The sequence below is a fragment of the Nocardia stercoris genome, assembly GCF_003696265.1.
Taxonomy (GTDB): Bacteria; Actinomycetota; Actinomycetes; order Mycobacteriales; family Mycobacteriaceae; genus Nocardia; species Nocardia stercoris.
The window spans coordinates 313,916-333,141 of record NZ_RFFH01000008.1 but is presented as its reverse complement, the minus strand read 5'-3'; the positions used below and the strand labels follow the sequence as shown (position 1 = coordinate 333,141).

At 70.9% G+C, this 19,226-nt stretch carries 1 protein-coding gene (cut by a window edge); it reads right to left on the bottom strand.

From position 1 onward, the window contains the following. Positions 1 to 7 precede the first annotated feature (7 nt). Positions 8 to 19,226 carry the 3' portion of a non-ribosomal peptide synthase/polyketide synthase gene (locus EBN03_RS20465; RefSeq protein WP_122189663.1) on the bottom strand. The gene runs 24,911 nt beyond the window's last position, so the window shows 19,219 of its 44,130 coding nt (coding positions 24,912-44,130); the start codon falls outside the window, past its right edge — the gene reads right to left on this strand; it ends in the stop codon at positions 8 to 10.

Below are 19,226 nucleotides of genomic sequence, written 5' to 3'. Positions count from 1 at the left end.
CTGCACGCTATTCCGCGATCACCCGGACCCCCGGACCCGCCGCCGTAGTGTCCTCGCCCGTCGCCGCGAACCAGTGCGTCACCTCACCCGACTCCAGATCCCCGGCGGTGTCCCCGGTCGGCAGGACCGACAAGGCGCCAGCCGTGGCGGACGCGAGGAATTCGTCCAGGGCCGTAGCTCCCGCGGTGGCGGTGGTGAACGTGGTCGACTCGTAGTCGATTCTGTTCGCGGTGCGGAGGGCCTCGGCGCGATGCAGCACTTCCGCCTGGGACAAGCGCAGCCATGTGTCGCCGACCGGGATCACGAAGGACGCGTCGCCGTCCTGGAGCGGCCGGGAGCGATCCGCGTAGGACACGGGATGGGCTGGTGCGGCTTCGATTTCGGCCCGAGTCTTCGGGTCGGACGGGACCAGCCAGCGCGCGTTGCTCGTGGCCGATTCGGCGCTGATACCGAAATCCGCTCCGGCGGAGACGATCTCACCGAAGGCGAGGCCGTCCGCGAACAGTGCCGCGGCACCGGCCTTCTGGATCGCCCACAGCGCCACGACCGCGTCGACCGACCGCGGCAGTGTCACCGCGACCACGTCGCCCGGACCGGCGCCGCGGGACATGAGCACCCGCGCCAGCTGTGCGGAGCGGGCGTCGAGCTCCTGGTAGGCGAGCTCGCTGTCCCCGTCGAGCAGCGCCGGAGCCTGCGGGTCCTCCGCGACCACGGCCTGCAGCGCCTTCGCCACCGACACCGCGCCGACCGGGTTCACGACCGCAGCGGATTCCACTGCGGCGACACCCGATTCGGCCAGGATCCGGGCCCGCTCACCGGCATCGAGGATCTCGATATCGCCGACCACGGCCTCCGGATCACCCAGCAGCGCGTCCAGCACCCGGTCCATCCGGTTCGCCAGGGTGGCGACCTCGTCGGCGGTGAACCGGCTCTCCAGGAACTTCCAGGTGATCTCCACCGTCGACTCGGCCACCACCAGCAATGTCAGCGGGTAGTGGGTGGCGTCGGTGGTACCGACCCCGGTGACCGTGAGCCCGTCGATGGAACTGGCCGCCGCGATCGCCTGCTTGTCCATCGGGTACGACTCGAACACCAGCAGGGTGTCGAATTGTGCTCCCGCACCGCCGATCCGCTGGATATCGGTGAGCCCCACGTAGTGGTGCTCGAGCAGGTCGGCCTGGGCCCGCTGCAGTCCGGTCAGCAGCTCGCCGACACCGGCGCGGGCATCGATCCGCACCCGGACGGGCAGGGTGTTGATGAACAGTCCGACCATCGACTCGACGCCGGGCAGTTCCGCCGGGCGCCCCGACACCGTGGCACCGAACACCACGTCGTCGCGGCCGGTGAGCCGGCCGAGCAGCACGCCCCACGCCGCCTGGATCATGGTGTTCACCGTGATCCCCAGCTCCGCGGCGTGTTTGGCGAGGCGGCGGGTCCGGTCCGCGTCGACCTCGGTGACCAGCTTGCCGATCGCGTAGGTCTCCGGCCCGCGCGGCGCGGGCGCCAGCGTGGTGGGTTCGTCGACCCCGGTGAGGGCCGCACCCCAGGCACGCAGCGACTCGTCCCAGTCCCGGCCCGCGAGCCAGGACAGGAAGTTCCGGTACGACGACACCCGGGGCAGCGCGGCCGTATCGCCGCGAACCGCGTACAGCACCAACAGATCCCGCATCAGCAGCGGCATCGACCACCCGTCGAGCAGGATGTGGTGGGTCGTGATCGCCAGGTGCCAGGCGTCGGCGGCGGTCCGGAACAGGGTGAACCGGAGCAGCGGACCGGCCGCCATGTCGAAGTGGGTCTCGCGGTCGACTGTCACCAGCCGATGCAGCTCCGGCATCCGTTGTGCCGCAGGCAGATCCGTCAGATCGACCTCGAACCACGGTGCCTGCGCCCGCGCCGGGACCAGCTGTACCGGACAGCCCGCGGCGTCGGTGGCGAAGGATGCCCGCAGGTTCGGGTAGCGGTCCAGGATGCCCTGCGCGGCGGCTCGCAGCCGCGCGACGTCGAGGACGCCGCCCAGGTCGACTACGGCCTGCATGGTGTACACGTCGACCGTCGCCTGCGTCATCATCGCGTGGAACAGCAGCCCCGACTGCAGCGGCGAGAGCGGCCACACGTCGCTCAGCTCGGGCAACCGCTGTTCCCACAGCTCGATCTCGGCCTGGCCGACCGTGACCAGCGGCAGATCCGACGGCGTCAGGCCACCGGCGTCGGCGTGCCGGGCGTGCTCGGCCAGCGCGGTCAGCGCCGCCACCCACAGCCGCGCGAACTCCTCGACGTCGGCGCGATCCAGCAGCCCGGCCGGGTAGGCGAACGCGGCACCCAGTTCGGGCCCGTCGGCACCGTCGGTGACGATCGCGTTGATATCGATCGTCGCGTTGGCCGGCATGTCCGGGTCCAGTTCGGCGTCGAGCCGGCCCAGGTCGGCCACCGGCACCCAGCCGATCTCGGCGAGCTGCGCGGGCACCTCGCCGGCCGAGACCCGGCCCAGATAGTTGAAGCTGATCTGGCCCGCGGACCCGAGCTGGTTCGCGGTGTCCGCGTTGAGATGACGCAGCAGGCCGTACCCGAGTCCCTTGTGCGGCACCGCGAGCAGCTGTTCCTTGACCGATTTCACGATGTCGCCCAGTGCTTTTCCGCCCGCGAACGCGTCGGACAGGTCGGCGCCGCCCAGGTCCAGCCGGACCGGGTAGGCCGCGGTGAACCAGCCGACAGTGCGCGACAGGTCCGCGCCCGGCACGACCTCTTCCTCGCGCCCGTGCCCCTCCAGCTGGATCAGTGCGGCGTCCCGCCCGCGCCAGCGGCCGACCGCGAGCGCGAGAGCCGAGAGCAGGCCGTCGTTGACGCCACCCCGGTACAGCCCCGGCACCGCGGTGAGCACCGCGTCGGTGACGGCCGCCGGCACCGACACCTCGACCCGTTCCACGGTGGCGAAGGTGTCGAGCACGGGATCGAAGGCCCGCGCGCCGAACAGCGGGTCAGGTGCCTCCGTAATCTGCTGCCAGAACGGCAGTTCCGCCATGCGGGTCGCGTCGGTGGCCGCCTCGGTCAGCGCGTGCGCCCAGCGGCGCATGGAGGTCCCGGTGGGCGGCAGCGTGACCGGCTGTCCGCCGGCCAGTTGTGACCAGGCCACCGCCAGGTCCGGGATCAAGATGCGCCAGGACACTCCGTCGATCACGAAGTGGTGGCCGACGAGCAACAGCACGTCCCGGCGCACCCCACCGTCGAATGCGAACCAAACGAACTGCGCCATCACGGCATTCGCCGGATCCAGGCGGCCGAGAGCGGCGTCGTAGGCCGCGCCGGCCCGCTCGGTCAGTTCGGCGTCGGTGATCTCGCCGGGCAGCTCGACCCGGTGCAGCAAGGCGTGCACGTCGACCGCACCCGGTTCGAGTACTTCGAACGCCCAACCGGCGCCGGCCCGGCGCAAGCGGGCGCGGAGCATGTCGTGGTGGTCCACGACCGCGGCGAGGGTGCCGGTCAGGATCTCGGGGTCCAGCCCGTCCGGCAGGCGCAGCGCCATGGTCTGCGAGAACCGGCTGTAGGTCGCGGTGCGGCCCAGGGTCGCGGCCAGGATCGGCGTCAACGGCACCGCGCCGGTGCCGCCGCCGGGCAGCTCGGCCAGCGCGCGCTGCTCGGATTCACCACTGGCCGTGGCGATCTCGGCGAGCCCGGCCACACTGCGGCATTCGAACACGTCCCGCGGACTGAATACCAGTCCGCGCGCCTTCGCCCGCGAGACCAGCTGGATGGACAGGATCGAGTCCCCGCCGAGGGCGAAGAACGAGTCGTCGAGTCCGACCTGGTCGACACCGAGAACCTCGCAGTAGATCTCCGCGATCACCCGCTCGAATTCGGTGGCGGGCAGCCGGAATTCGGCCGGGGCGAGCTGCGGGGCGGGCAGGGCCCGGCGGTCCAGCTTGCCGACCGGGGTCAGCGGGATCTCGTCGAGCACCACGATCGCCGACGGCACCATGTGCGCGGGCAGGATCCGCGCGGCATACCCGGTGAGCTCGGCGGGATCGATCGTGCGGCCTGCCACCGGGAGCACGTAGGACACCAGAACCGTTGCCCCGGACTTGGTTTCGCGCCCCATGGTGAACGCGAAGTCGAGGTCGGCGTGCCGGCCGAGCACCGCGTCGATCTCGCCGAGTTCGATCCGGAAGCCGCGGATCTTCACCTGGAAGTCGGAGCGGCCCACGTATTCGATCCGCCAGTCCACGGTCGGCACCGCCAGGTTGCCCCCGCGTTCGGCGGCGGGCGCGTACCAGCGCACCACGTCACCGGTCCGATAGAGGCGTTCGCCGGCCGCACCGAAGGGGTTGGGCACGAACCGTTCCGCGGTCAGACCGGGCCGGGCGCGGTAACCGCGGGCCAGCTGCGGCCCGGCCAGATACAGCTCACCGGTGACACCCGGCGGGACCGGCCGCAGCCGGTCGTCGAGGATCAGCGCGGTCATGCCGTGCACCGGCGCGCCGATGGTGATCCGGTCCCCCGGCACCAGTTCGCCGTAGGTCGCGATGACGGTGGCCTCGGTGGGACCGTAGGCATTGTGGTAACTGCGCTCCGGCTGCCACTTCGCCAACAGCTCCGGTGTGGTCACGTCACCACCGACGGCGGCGACGAGCAGCGGCGACTCCGCCGGGTCGACCGAGCCGAGCACCGCCGGCGTGATGATGGTGTGCGTGACCTGCTCGGCGCGCAGCAACTCGCCGAGGTCCGGGCCACCGATGACGGTGGCGGGCACGATCACCAGCGTCGCACCGGTCGAGAACGCGCACACCCATTCCATGACCGAGGGGTCGAAACTCGGTGAGCAGATGTGCAGGAACCGGTGGTGCGGTTCCAGCCGGTACAGGCTCGACGCCACCTCGGCCAGGCTCGCGACCGCGGACTGGATCACGGTGACGCCCTTGGGCAGGCCGGTCGAACCCGAGGTGTAGATGGTGTAGGCCGGATGCTCCGGCCGCAGCGGCCGAATCCGGTCGGCGTCGGTGACCGGCACGGCGAGCTGTGCGGCACAACGGATTTCGGTGGCCGGGTCGTCGAGAACCAGCCAGTCGACGTCGGCAGGCAGTTCACCCGCGTACACCGAACTCGTAATACCCAGCAGCGCACCGGAATCAGCGATCATGTGCCGCACCCGGTCCACCGGATAGCTGGGGTCGACGGGCACGTGCGCGCCACCGGCCTTGGTGATCGCCAGCACGGACAGCACAGTTTCGTAGGAGCGCGGCAGCGCGACCGCCACCAGCTCCTCCGGTCCGACCCCGCGCTCGATCAGCACCCGCGCCAGGCGCGTGGACTGCTCGTCGAGCTCGCCGTAGGTCACCGACGAACCGTTGTGGCGCACCGCGATCCGGTCGCGGCCGAGGTCGAGGCCACGGGTCAGCAGCTCCGGCAGCAGGCCGGTGGCGGCGATGTCCGCCCCGCGCATCGAGGTGAGCAGCTCGTGTTCCCGCGGCGCGAGCAGCGGCAGGTCACCGACCGGTGCCGTCGGCCGCTCGGCCACCCCTTCGAGCAGTCGGATGAACCGCTGCGCGAACACCTGGATCGTCGCCTCGTCGAACAGCGCGCTGGCATAGGCGAATTCGGCGTACATCCCGGCCGCACCGTCGCCGGACTCGCGGATGGTCAGCGTCAGATCGAATTTGACCGTATCGACCGCGAAATCGACTGCCGAGACATGCAATCCGGGCAGTTCGAAGCCGGCGTCCGGCAGATTCTCGAACGACAGCGCCACCTGGAACAGCGGGTTGCGCGCCGTGGACCGCTCCGGCGCCAGCAGGTCGACCAGCCGCTCGAACGGAACATCGCTGTGCGTGAAGGCCCGCAGATCGGTGTCGCGGGCCCGGCTGAGCAGGTCGCCGAAGCTCTGCTGCCCGTCGACCTGGGTGCGCAGCACCAGGGTGTTGACGAACATGCCGACCAGGTCGTCGAGTTCGCGCTCCCCGCGCCCGGCGACCACGGTACCGATCGCGATATCCGAGGTGCCCGACATCCGGGCCAGGAACAGCGCCAGTGCCGCGTGCACCACCATGAACATGGTCGCCTGCTGTTCGCGCGCGATCTCCCGCAGCCGCTCGTGCAGCGGCACGGCGATCGGGAACACCACCCGGCCACCCTGGAACGACTGCACGGTCGGGCGCGGACGGTCGAACGGCAGGTTCAGCTCGTCGGGCAGGCCGGCCAGCGCCTGTCGCCAGTACGCCGACTGGCTGCTGAGCAGACTGTCCGTATCGTCCTCGGACCCCAGCAGTGTTCGCTGCCACACGCTGTAGTCGGCGTACTGCACCGGCAGCGGCGCCCAGTTGGGTGCTTCCCCACCGGCCCGGGACGCGTAGGCCACCATGAGATCCCGGGTCAGCGGGCCCATCGACCAGCCGTCGGCCGCGATGTGGTGGGCCACGAACACCAGCACGTACTCCGGCTCGGCACCCGCGGGACCCGCCGGGTCGTGGACCCGGAACAGGCCGACCCGGAACGGAACCTGGGTCGTCGCGTCGAAGCCCTGTGAGACCAACTCGGTGACCTCGGCGCGGATCCGGTCCGCCGCGATGGGCACCGCGTCCAGCCGCACCGGCAGCGCCGACACCGGCAGCACCCGCTGCACCGGGCCGTTGCCCAGGTCGGGGTAGATGGTGCGCAGGACCTCGTGGCGCGCCAGGACATCGGTGACGGCCCGCGACAGCGCCTCGACCTCGAGTGCGCCGGACAGGCGGATCGCGATCGGGATGTTGTTCACCGACGAGGCCGGATCGAACTGGTTGAGGAACCACATCCGCTGCTGGGCCACCGACAGCGGGATCCGCTCCGGGCGCGGACCGGCGGTCAGCGCGGGCCGACCGGTGCCCGCGTGCCGTTCCACGCGAATCGCGAGCGCCGCCACCGTGGACGCCTCGAACAGCATGCGCACCGGTACCCGGGTGTCCAGCAGCGCGCCGAGCCTGGCCGCGACCTGGGTGGCCAGCAGCGAGTTGCCGCCGAGCCCGAAGAAGTCGTCGTCGGCGCCGATGTGCGCGGCCCCGAGCACGTCCGCGAACACACCCGCGACGGCCTCCTCGATCGGGGTCGAGGGGGCACGGTACGCGGTGGCCTCGAATTCGGGTTCCGGCAAGGCCTTTCGATCCAGCTTGCCGTTGACGGTGAGCGGGAGCTCGTCGAGCACCACGAAGGCGGTGGGCACCATGTACGACGGCAGCGCCGCGCCGAGCGCCGACTTCACCTGCGCCACATCGAGATCCACACCTACCAGGTAGGCGACCAAGCGATCGCCGGTGTGCGGGTCGGAGACGGCCAGCACCGCGGCCCGGGCGATCTGCGGCAGCACCAGCAGCGCCGCCTCGATCTCACCCAGCTCGATCCGGAAGCCACGGATCTTCACCTGGAAGTCGGTGCGGCCCCGGTACTCCAGCTCACCATCGGCGTTCCACGCGACCAGGTCACCGGTGCGATAAAGCCGGTCACAGCGAGGGGAGGAACCTGGAACACTGGCGCCTCGAGCCGAGGTGTCGGCAGAAGTAGTGCCGTGGTGACCGGTGGCCCCAGCGAAGGGGTTTGCGATGAAACGCTCGGCGGTGAGGCCCGGGCGGGCGAGATAGCCGCGAGCCAGTTGCGCACCAGCCAGGTACAGCTCGCCGGTGACTCCCGTCGGTACGGGGTGCAGACGCGAGTCCAGGACGTAGACATGGGAGTTCCACTCCGGCTTGCCGATCGGCACTGTGGCCCGGTCGGCGCCGGTCACCAGGTGGCTGGTGATCGAGACCGCGGCCTCGGTCGGCCCGTACAGGTTGAACAGATCCGCGCGGTTGGCCGCGCGGAACCGCTGAGCCACCGCGGCAGGCAACGCCTCACCGATCGCCAACACCCGCCGCAACGAACCACTCAACACACCACCGGAATCGGTCAACAGCGCATCCAGCATCGACGGCACCACATGCAGCGTGGTCACACCCTCGCGCGCCATCAGCTGGTTCAGATACGCCGGATCCCGATGACCATCGGCCGCCGCGACCACCATCCGCCCACCACACACCGCCGCCGACCAGAACTCCCACACCGACAAGTCGAACGTCGCGGCCGTCTTGAGCAGGACCGCGTCGTCGGCACCGAGACCGAATTCGGCCGTCTTCCACTGCAACTGGTTGACCACCGCACTGTGCGGCACGGCCACGCCCTTGGGGCGGCCGGTCGAACCGGACGTGAAGATCACATACGCCGTGTTCGACACCCGCAGCGGCTCGATCCGCTCGTCGTCGGTCACCGCGCCCGCCGGATAACCGGACAGCGCCGGGTCGTCGAGCCGCACCACCAGCTGTTCGGCGGGCACACCGGCATCGTCGCCGACAGCGAGCACGCAGCGTGGCGCGGCGGCGGACAGGATGTACTCCACCCGCTCGGCAGGCTGCTCCGGATCCACCGGCACGTACGCCCCACCGGCGACGCTCACCGCGTACATGGCGACCACCAGATCCACCGAGCGGCGCATCATCAGCGCGACTGGTGACTCCGGCCCGACACCCAGCGCGATCAGGTGCCGCGCCAAGCGGTTCACCCGCTCCGCGAGCTCGGCGTAGGTGCAGGTCGTACCGTCCGGCGCCACCAGGGCGACAGCGGACGGGGAGCGCAGCACCGCGGCCTGCCACAGGCCGGCCAGCGTGATCGTCTCGTCCACCGCGCGCGTGGTGGCGTTGCGCGCGAACAGCGCTGCGCCGCGCTCGGTTTCGTCGAGCAGTGCGATATCGCCGACCACGGTCCGCGGCTCGGCCACGATCGCGGTCAGCAGGCGCTGGAAGCGGTCGGCGAAGAGCTCCACCGTCTCCCGGTCGAACAGGTCGCTCGCGTAGGTGAGCACACCCGTGATGCCCTGCGGCGCACCCGATTCGCTGTAGCGGTCGGTGACGATCAGGTGCAGGTCGAACTGCGAGACCCCGGCGTCGAGGTCCAGACCGGTCACCGTGAGTCCGGGGAGTTCCAGCGCGGACTGGGTCAGGTTCTGGAACGACAGACCCACTTGGAACAGCGGGTGCCGGGCCGTCGAACGCACCGGGTTCAGCACCTCGACCAGGCGCTCGAACGGCACATCCGCGTTCGCGAAGGCCGCCAGATCCGTTTCGCGTTGCCGGGCCAGCAGTTCGGTGAAACCGGCCGCCGGGTCGACCCGGGTGCGGAACACCAGGGTGTTGACGAACATGCCGATCAGATCGTCGAGGACGGCCTCACCGCGCCCCGCCATCGGTGTGCCGATCGCGATGTCGTCGGTGCCGCTGAGCCGGGCCAGCAGCACCGCCAGAGCGGTGTGCACGACCATGAACAGCGTGGCGCCCTCGGCCCGCGCCAGCTCCTGCAGCTCGCGGTGCAGGTCGGCGTCCAGGCGCAGTTCCACCCGGCCGCCGGCGAACGACTGCACCGGCGGGCGCGGACGGTCGGTGGGCAGCTCCAACTGGTCGGGCAGCCCGGCCAGCGCCTGCCGCCAGTACGAGAGCTGCTGGGCAGCAGTCGATTCCGCATCCTCCTCGCTGCCCAGCACGGCGCGCTGCCAGATGCTGTAGTCCGCGTACTGGATCTCCAGCGGCGCCCAGCCCGGCGCCGCGCCGACGGCCCGGGCCGCGTAGGCGGTCACCAGGTCGCGGGTCAGCGGGCCCACCGAGGACCCGTCGGCCGCGATGTGGTGCACCACCATCGCCAGCACGTATTCCGGTTCCGGCGAACCACTCTCGGTGATCTCGAACAGCGCGACCCGCAGCGGCACCTCGACGGTGACGTCGAACAGCGTTCCCATCAGCTCGAGCACCGCGGCCTCGACGTCGGCCGCCGCGACCCCGCGCACCTCCAGCTCCGGCACGGCCTGCGACGCGGGCAGGATCACCTGCGCCGCACCGGATTCGGTCTGCGGATAGACGGTACGCAGAATCTCGTGCCGGGCAACGAGATCCGCGACCGCCGCCCGCAGCGCGGGCACGTCGAGCGCGCCGGTGAGCCGGACCGCGACCGGCACGTTGTAGGCGGCGGATTCGGCGTCGAAGCGGTTGAGGAACCACATCCGCTGCTGAGCGGGCGAAAGCGGAATGTATTCGGGGCGCGGCCCGGCGACCAAGGCGGTCCGGCCGCCCGTGCCGGCGTGCTCCTCGACCCGGCCGGCCAGTGCGGCCACCGTGGCGGCTTCGAACAGCAGCCGGACCGGCACCCGGGTGTCGAGTGCCGCGCCGAGCCGCGCGGCGACCTGGGTGGCGAGCAGGGAATTTCCGCCCAAGGCGAAGAAGTCGTCGTCGAGCCCGACGACGCCGTCCTCGATGTGCAGCACCGTCACGAAGACGCCGGCCACCAGTTGCTCGGTGGGCGTGACCGGCGCGCGGAACACCGCCTGCTCGAAGATCGGGGCCGGCAACGCATTCCGGTCCAGTTTCCCGTTGGCGTTGAGCGGGAGCGCGGTCAGCGGAACGAATACCGCGGGCACCATGTAGGACGGCAGTTCACCCGCGAGGGCGGCCTGTACCGCGTGCGCATCGAAATCGTCGGCGACGCCCGCGACGTAGGCCACCAGGCGGTCACCCAGGTGCGGATCGGTGTGCGCCAGCACCGCGGTCGCGGTGATCCCCGGCTGCCGCAGCAGGGCGGCCTCGATCTCGCCGAGCTCGATCCGGAAACCACGGATCTTCACCTGGAAGTCGGTCCGGCCGCGATACTCCAGCTCGCCGTCGCGGTTCCACGCCACCAGGTCACCGGTCCGGTACATCCGCTCGCCCGCGGCGAAGGGATCGGCCACGAAACGGTCGGCGGTCAGATCCGCGCGACCGAAGTAGCCGCGGGCCAGCTGCGCACCGGCGAGATAGAGCTCGCCGGATACTCCGGCGGGCACCGGGCGCAGGCGCGCGTCGAGCACGTAGACCCGAGAGTTCCACTCCGGCGTGCCGATCGGCACGCTCGCCACGTCGGCGTCGGTGACCAGATGGCTGGTGATCGAGACCGCGGCCTCGGTCGGCCCGTACAGGTTGAACAGGTGCGCGGCGTTGGCGCGCCGGAACCGCTGCGCGGTCGCCGCGGGCAGTACCTCGCCGATCGCAAGCACCCGGCGCAGCGAACCACTCAGCGCGCCACCGGATTCGGTGAGCAGCGCGTCCAGCATCGACGGCACGGCGTGCAGGGTCGTGACCTGCGCCGTGCGCATCAGTTCGTTGAGGTAGGCGGGATCGCGGTGGCCGTCGGCCGCCGCGATCACCAGGCGGCCACCACAGACCGCGGCCGACCAGAACTCCCACACCGACAGGTCGAAGGTGGCCGCCGTCTTCAGCAGCACGGCGTCGTCGGCGCCGAGCCCGAATTCCGCTGTCTTCCAGAGCAGCTGGTTGACCACGGCCGCATGCGGCACCGCCACGCCCTTGGGCCGCCCGGTCGAACCCGATGTGAAGATCACGTACGCCGGGTCCGACGGATGGATCGGGCGCAGCAGTTCGTCGGCCTCGATCGGGTCGCCCGGATAACCGGACAGGTTCAGCCGGTCGAGCCGGATCACCCCGGAGCCGATCGCCGCGGCGAAGTCCTCGTCGGTGGTCAGCACGCAGGCCGGTGCCGCGGTGTCGAGGATGTAGCGGATCCGCTCGGCCGGCTGCGCCGGATCGATCGGCACGTAGACCGCACCGGTCCGCGCCACCGCGTACATCGCGACCACCAGATCGATGGAACGGCCCACCGCCAGGGCGACCCGGTCCTGCGCGCCGATGCCGGTGTCGAGCAGGAAGCGAGCCAAACGGTTCACCCGGGCGTCGAGCTGCGCATAGGTCAGGGTCTGCAGCGGCGCACCTGGCCCGGCGGTATCGGCCAGCAGGGCGACGGCCGCACCGGCCGCCGCGACGGTGGCGTCCAGCAGCGACACCAGCGTCGCGGCGGCGTCCACCGGTCGCACGGTCTCGTTCCAGGTCCGCAGGATCCGGTCCTGTTCGGCGGGGTCGAGCAGGTCGATGTCCCCGACCCGCACCTGCGGATCGGCCAGCACCGCGTCCAGCACCCGGACGAATCGGTCCGCGAGGTCCTGCACCGTGGCGCGGTCGAAAAGGTCCACCGCGTAACCGAATTCGGTGACCAGCTCGGCGGGTGAACCGTCCGCGGTGTAGCGGTCGGCCAAGGTCACCTGCAGATCGGTCTTGGCCGGCCGCGCGTCGAAGTCGACCGCGCTCACCGACAGCCCGGGCAGCTCGAACGCCTGCTCGGCCAGGTTCTGGAAGGACAGACCGACCTGGAACAGCGGGTTGCGGGCCGTGGACCGCGCCGGATTGAGCACCTCCACCAGCCGCTCGAACGGCACGTCCGCGTGCGCGAAGGCCTCGAGATCGCGGTCGCGGACCTCGGCGAGCAGCCCGGCGAAGGATGCGGCGCCGTCGACCCGGGTGCGGAACACCAGGGTGTTGACGAACATGCCGATCAGATCGTCCAGTTCGCGTTCACCGCGCCCGGCGACGGGCGTGCCGACCGCGATGTCGGCAGTGCCCGACATGCGGGCCAGCAGGACCGCGAGCGCGGCGTGCACCACCATGAACAGCGAGGCGTTGTGCGCGCGGGCCAGATCCTGCAGGCGGGCGTGCCGCCGCGGGTCGATCTCGAAGCGGATCGCGTCGCCGCGGAAGGACTGGGCCGGCGGGCGCGGGCGGTCGGCCGGCAGCTCCAGTTGATCGGGCAACCCGGCCAGCGCCTGGACCCAGTAGGAGACCTGTTCGGCCGCAACCGATTCCGCGTCCGACTCGTCGCCGAGCACGGACCGCTGCCACAGTGCGTAGTCGGCGTACTGGACCGGCAGCGGCGCCCACTGCGGCACCTCGCCCCGCGCACGGGCGACGTACGCGGTCATGACGTCCCGGGCGAGCGGGCCCATCGAGGACCCGTCGGCGGAGACGTGGTGCACGGTGAACGCGAGGACGTGTTCGTCGGTGCCGGTCACCGCGAACAGGCCGACCCGCAGCGGGACCTCGGTGGTGACATCGAAGGTGGTGCGCGCGAATTCGGTGACGGCGGCGATGATTCCGTCCGTGGCCACGGGCACCGGCACCAGCGGCGTCACCACCTGCGCGGGCGTCAGGACCACCTGGTGTGGCCCGTCGGCCGAGCGCGGATAGATCGTGCGCAGCACCTCGTGCCGGGCGATCACGTCACCGACGGCCAGTTCGAGCGCGGCGACATCGAGGGCGCCGCGCAGCCGCACCGCGAGCGGAATGTTGTCCACCGCAGACGCACCGGGGTCGAACTGGTTGAGGAACCAGTAGCGCTGCTGGGCCGGTGACAGCGGAATCGGTGCCGGCCGGGCACCGGCCACGAGCCGCGGCCGGCTGCGCCCGGAGCCCGATGCCTGCTCGGCCCGGGCGGCGAGCGCGGCGACGGTCGGCGCCTCGAACAGGTCCCGCACCGACAGCTGGGTCTGCAGGGCGGCGCCCAGCCGGGCGGTCACCTGGGTGGCGAGCAGCGAGTTGCCGCCGAGGGCGAAGAAGTCGTCGTCCAGCCCGACCCCCGCCGCGCCGAGCACCTCGGCGAAGGTGCCGGCCACGATCTCCTCCACCGCTGTGACCGGCGCCCGGAATGCCTTGACCTCGAACACCGGCGCGGGCAGCGCACGGCGGTCCAGCTTGCCGTTCACCGTGAGCGGGATGGCGTCGAGCACCACCAGCGCGGCGGGCACCATGTAGGCGGGAAGCAGGCCCGCCGCCCCCGCACGCACCGACTCCGGATCCGCCGTCGTGCCCGCGTCGGGCACCAGATAGGCGACGATCCGCTGATCACCGGGCTGGTCCTCGCGCACGATCACCGCCGCCTGCGCGACACCCGGCTGCGCCAGCACCGCGGCCTCGATCTCACCCAGCTCGATCCGGAACCCACGCACCTTCACCTGGTCATCGGCCCGACCCAGATACTCCAGCTCCCCGAAGCGATTCCAGCGCGCCAAGTCGCCCGAGCGGTACAACCGCTCACCGGCGACACCCAGCGGATCGGCCACGAACCGGGTCGCGGTCAGATCCGGGCGCCCCAGATAGCCGCGCGCCAATTGCGGTCCTGCGACGTACATCTCACCTGGCACACCGACCGGCACCGGCCGCAACCGGGCGTCGAGCACATACACCCGCAGACCCGCGATGGCGCGGCCGATCACCGAACCGGTCTCGGCCACAACACTTTCCGCGTCCAGCACCCGGTGGGTCACATGCACCGTGGTCTCGGTGATGCCGTACATGTTCACCAGCTGCGGCGCGGAATCACCATGGCGGGCAACCCAATCCGCGAGCTTGCGCAGCTCCAGCGCCTCACCGCCGAACACGACGTAGCGCAACGACAGCGGTTCGAGCCCGGGGTCGGCGATCCGGTCGGCTTCGGCGAGTTGATAGAACGCCGACGGAGTCTGATTGAGAACCGTCACCCGCTCCCGACGCAACAACTCCAGGAACAACTCCGGCGAACGCGACACGTAATAGTCGACGACCACCAAAGTCCCACCGAACAGCAACGGACCCCACAGCTCCCACACCGAGAAGTCGAACGCGAACGAATGGAACAACGTCCACACGTCATCCGCCCCGAACCCGAACTCCCGATCGGTATTCGCCAGTAGCCGCACCACATTCCGGTGCTCGACCGCCACACCCTTCGGCCGCCCGGTCGAACCCGACGTGTAGATCACATAGGCCACATCACCCGCGGACAGCGTCCCGCGCCGATCCGCATCCGTCACCGGCGCATCCGATTCCGCTGTGCCGTCGGCATTCTCGTCGATCCGCAGCACCGGCAGGCCCGCGGGCAGCTCGATCTCGACCGTGTCGTCGACGATCACGCTCGACGGCCGCGCGTCCGCCAGCACATAGGCGATCCGCTCGGCCGGGTAGCTCGGGTCGATCGGCACATACCCCGCGCCCGACTTGATCACCGCGAGCAGTGCCACCACCAGGTCCAGCGAGCGCGGCAGCACGACCGCCACCAACGCGCCCGGGCCGGCGCCCGCGGCAATCAGCTTGCGCGCCAGCCGGTTCGCGCGCCTGTCCAGCTCGCTGTAGCTCAGCGACTCGTCGTCGAAGCGCACCGCGGTGCGGTCACCGCCCGCGTCGACCGCGATATCGAACAGGTCCGCCAGCGTGACATCGGGATCGGACAGTTCGGCGTCCTCGCCGGAGGACACCCAGTACCGCGACACCTCGTCCCGCTCGACCGCACCGAGCAGATCGATATCGCCGACGATCACGGTCGGCTCGTCAGCGACAGCACGCAGAATGCGCAGCAGCCTCGCCGCGAACGACGCGACGGTCTCGGCGTCGAACAGGTCCACCGCATAGGCGAACCGGGCCATCAGCCCACCGTCGGCGGCGCCGGCCGGCTGGTCGATGTCGAGCTGCAGATCGAACTTGGCGCTGACCGTGTCCAGCGGCAGGCCCTCGACCTGCAGGCCGGGCAGTTCGAAGGTGGCGCTGCCGGTGTTCTGGAAGGTGAGCATGACCTGGAACAGCGGGTGCCGGGCCTGCGAACGCGCCGGATCGAGCACCTCCACCAACCGCTCGAACGGAAGGTCGGCGTGCCCGAAGGCGGCCAGGTCGGTGTCGGTGACCCGGGCCAGCAGGTCGGTGAACCGCATCCCGGGGTCGACGGCGGTCCGCAGCACGAGGGTGTTGACGAACATGCCGATCAACGGGTCGAGGTCGCCTTCGCCGCGGCCCGCGACCGCGGTACCGATCGCGATGTCACCGGTGCCCGAAAGCCGGGCCAGCTCCAGCGCGAAGGCCGCGTGCACCACCATGAACAGGGTGGCACCGTGCGCCCGGGCCAGGTCCTCGAGCCGGCGCTGCAAGGCCGCGTCGACCGAGAACTCGTAGACCGCACCGCGGTTCGAGGCCACCGCCGGTCGCGGCCGGTCGGCCGGCAACTCCAGCCGGTCGGGCAGCCCGGCCAGTGCGGCCGACCAGTAGCCGAGCTGCTGGGCGGACAGGGATTCGGGATCGTCCTCGGCACCGAGGGTGGCGCGCTGCCAGAGCGCGTAGTCGGCGTACTGCACCGGCAGCGGCGCCCAGCCCGGCACCTCGCCGGCGGACCGCGCCGCGTACGCCACCATGACGTCGCGGGCGAGCGGGTTCATCGACCAGCCGTCGCCCGCGATGTGATGCACCACGAACACCAGAACGTGCAGCTCGTCGCCGGTACCGGCCGCGCGCAGCAGGGCGCCCCGGACCGGGACCTCGATGGTGACATCGAATCCGGTCCGGACCAGCTCGACGATCCGCTCCCGGATCTCGGCCTCCGGCACCGTGATCGGGGTGAGGTCGACGACGCGGTACCCGGCGGGCAGGATCTCCTGCACACCCTGGCCCGTGTCGGTCTGCGGATACCGTGTGCGCAGCACCTCGTGCCGGCCCACGACATCCTGCACCGCGGCCTGCAGCGCGGGCACGTCCAGGGCACCGGTGAGCAGCACCGCGAGCGGGATGTGGTCGACGGCGCTCGCGGGATCGAACCGGTTGCGGAACCACATGCGCTGCTGCGCGAGCGACAACGGGATCGGTTCCGGCCGGGGTCCGGCGACCGGTGCGGCCCGGCGTCCGGAACCGGCGTGCGGTTCCAGGCTCGCGGCCAGCGCGCCGACGGTCGGGGCCGCGAACAGCTGCCGCACCGAGATCGAGGTGTCCAGCGCGGCACCGAGACGCGCCACCAGCTGCGTCGCGATCAGCGAGTTGCCGCCGAGCGCGAAGAAATCGTCGTCGAGGCCGACCGGTCGGCTCCGGCCCAGTACCTGGGCGAACGTCGCGGCGACGGTCTGCGCCACCGGTGTGGCCGGAGCCCGGAACACCGCGGTCTCGAAGACCGGCGCGGGCAGCGCCTTGCGGTCCAACTTGCCGGAAGCGTTGAGCGGGAGAGCATCCAGCAGCACGAACGCGGCCGGCACCATGTACGCGGGCAGCGTCGCGGCCAGCTCCGAGCGGACGGCGTCGATATCGACGGCCCGGCCGGGCTCCGGGACCAGGTAGGCCACCAATTGGTCGCCCAGCGCGCTGCCGGTGTGGACCAGCACGACGGCCTGCGCCACGGTCGCATGGCCGGTCAGTTCGGTCTCGATCTCCCCGAGTTCGATCCGCAGGCCACGCAGCTTCACCTGGAAGTCGGTGCGGCCCAGGTATTCCAGCTCGCCGGCCTCGGTCCAGCGGACCAGGTCACCGGTGCGGTAGACGCGGCCCGACTCGCCGAACGGGTCGGCGACGAAGCGGTCGGCGGTCAGGTCCGGGCGGGCGACGTAGCCGCGGGCCAATTGTGTTCCGGCCAGGTACAACTCGCCCGGCACCCGCGGCGGCACCGGGTGCAGCCGCGCATCCAGGACATAGACCCGGGTGTTGTGCACCGGGCGGCCGATCGGCACCGACACCGTGTCGTCGCCGGTGACCTCGTGATAGGTCACGTCGACCGCGGCCTCGGTGGGACCGTAGAGGTTGTGCAGCCGGGCGCCGGTCAGCTCCCGCAGGCGCTGCGCGATGGTCGCCGGCAGGGCTTCACCGGAGGCGAATACCTGTCGCAGTCCGGTGCATTCGGCCGCCGCCGGGTCGGTGACGAACACCGCCAGCATCGACGGCACGAAGTGCACGGTGGTGACCGCCTCGGCCGCGATCACCCGCGCCAGATAGGCGGGGTCGCGGTGCCCGTCCGGCTTGGCGACCACCAGCCGGGCCCCGATCTGCAAGGGCCAGAAGAACTCCCACACCGACACGTCGAACGTGGCGGAGGTCTTCTGCAGCACGACGTCGGCCTCGTCGAGGCCGTACTCGTCCTGCATCCACACCAGGCGGTTGACGATCGCGGCGTGGCTCACCGCGACGCCCTTCGGCCGCCCGGTGGAACCGGAGGTGAAGATGACATACGCGGTGTTGTCCGGACGCAACGGCGCACGGCGATCCGCGTCGGTCACCGTGTCTGCGGACCACTTCGCCAGGTCCAGTTCGTCGATCACCACTGTCGTTGCGCCGGTGAAGGTCTCGGCCGCGGCGGCGGTGGTGAGGACACACACCGGCGCGGCGGTCTCTAGCACGTAGGCGATGCGCTCGGCCGGGTGATCCGGGTCCAGCGGCACATAACCACCACCGGCCACCACGACCGCGTACATGCCGATCACCAGATCCAGCGAGCGCCGCATCCCCAGCGCCACCAAGGTGTCCGGACCGACCCCGAGCGAGATCAGGTGCCGCGCCAGGCGATTCACCCGGGCGTCGAACTCGGCGTAGGACAGACTCGTCCCCTCGAAGGTGAGCGCCGTCGCGGCCGGTGTGCGCTGGGCCTGCGCCCGGAACATCGACGCCAGGGTGGCGTCCCGGTCCACCCGGACCTCGGTGGAGTTCCAGTCGCGCAGCTCCCGGACCACCTCGGCGGCATCCAGCATCGGGATGTCACCGACCGGCCGGTGCGGGGCAGCGGTGACCGCCCGCAGCAGCCGGGTGAAGCGCTGCGCGAACCGGGCGATCGTCGCGGCCTCGAACAGATCTATGGCGTAGATGAATTCGGCCGACATGCCGCCACCGGCGGCCGGGTCGAGTTCGGTGAGCACGAGCTGCAGATCGAATTTCGCGGTGTCGATCGGCAGGTCGACGCCGGTGACCGACAACCCGGGCAGCTCCAGCGTGGTGCGGGCCAGGTTCTGGAACGACAGCATCACCTGGAACAGCGGGTGCCGCGCCTGTGACCGGGCCGGATTCAGGATCTCGACCAGCCGCTCGAACGGCAGGTCGGCGTGCCCGAACGCCGCGATATCGGCGCCGCGCACCGACGGCAGCAGCTCCTCGAAGGGCAGACCGCCGTCGATCTCGGTGCGCAGCACCAGGGTATTGACGAACATGCCGACCAGGTCGTCGAGCTCGCGCTCACCACGACCCGCGATCGGGGTGCCGATCGCGATATCGGCGGTGCCGCTCAGCCGCGACAGCAGCACCGCCAGCGCGGCGTGCACGACCATGAACAGCGTCGCATTGTGCTCCTGGGCCAGCTCGGACAACCGGCCGACCAGATCGCCGTCGACGGTGACGGTGTGCACCGCACCCCGGCCGGAGGCGACCACCGGGCGCGGCCGGTCGGCGGGCAGGTCCAGCTGGTCCGGCAGCCCGGCCAGCGTCCGGCGCCAATACGAAACCTGCTGGGCGATGACCGATTCCGTGTCGTCCTCGGCGCCCAGCGCCGTGCGCTGCCACAGCGCGAAGTCGGCGTACTGGATGGGCAGCGGCCGCCAGGACGGTTCA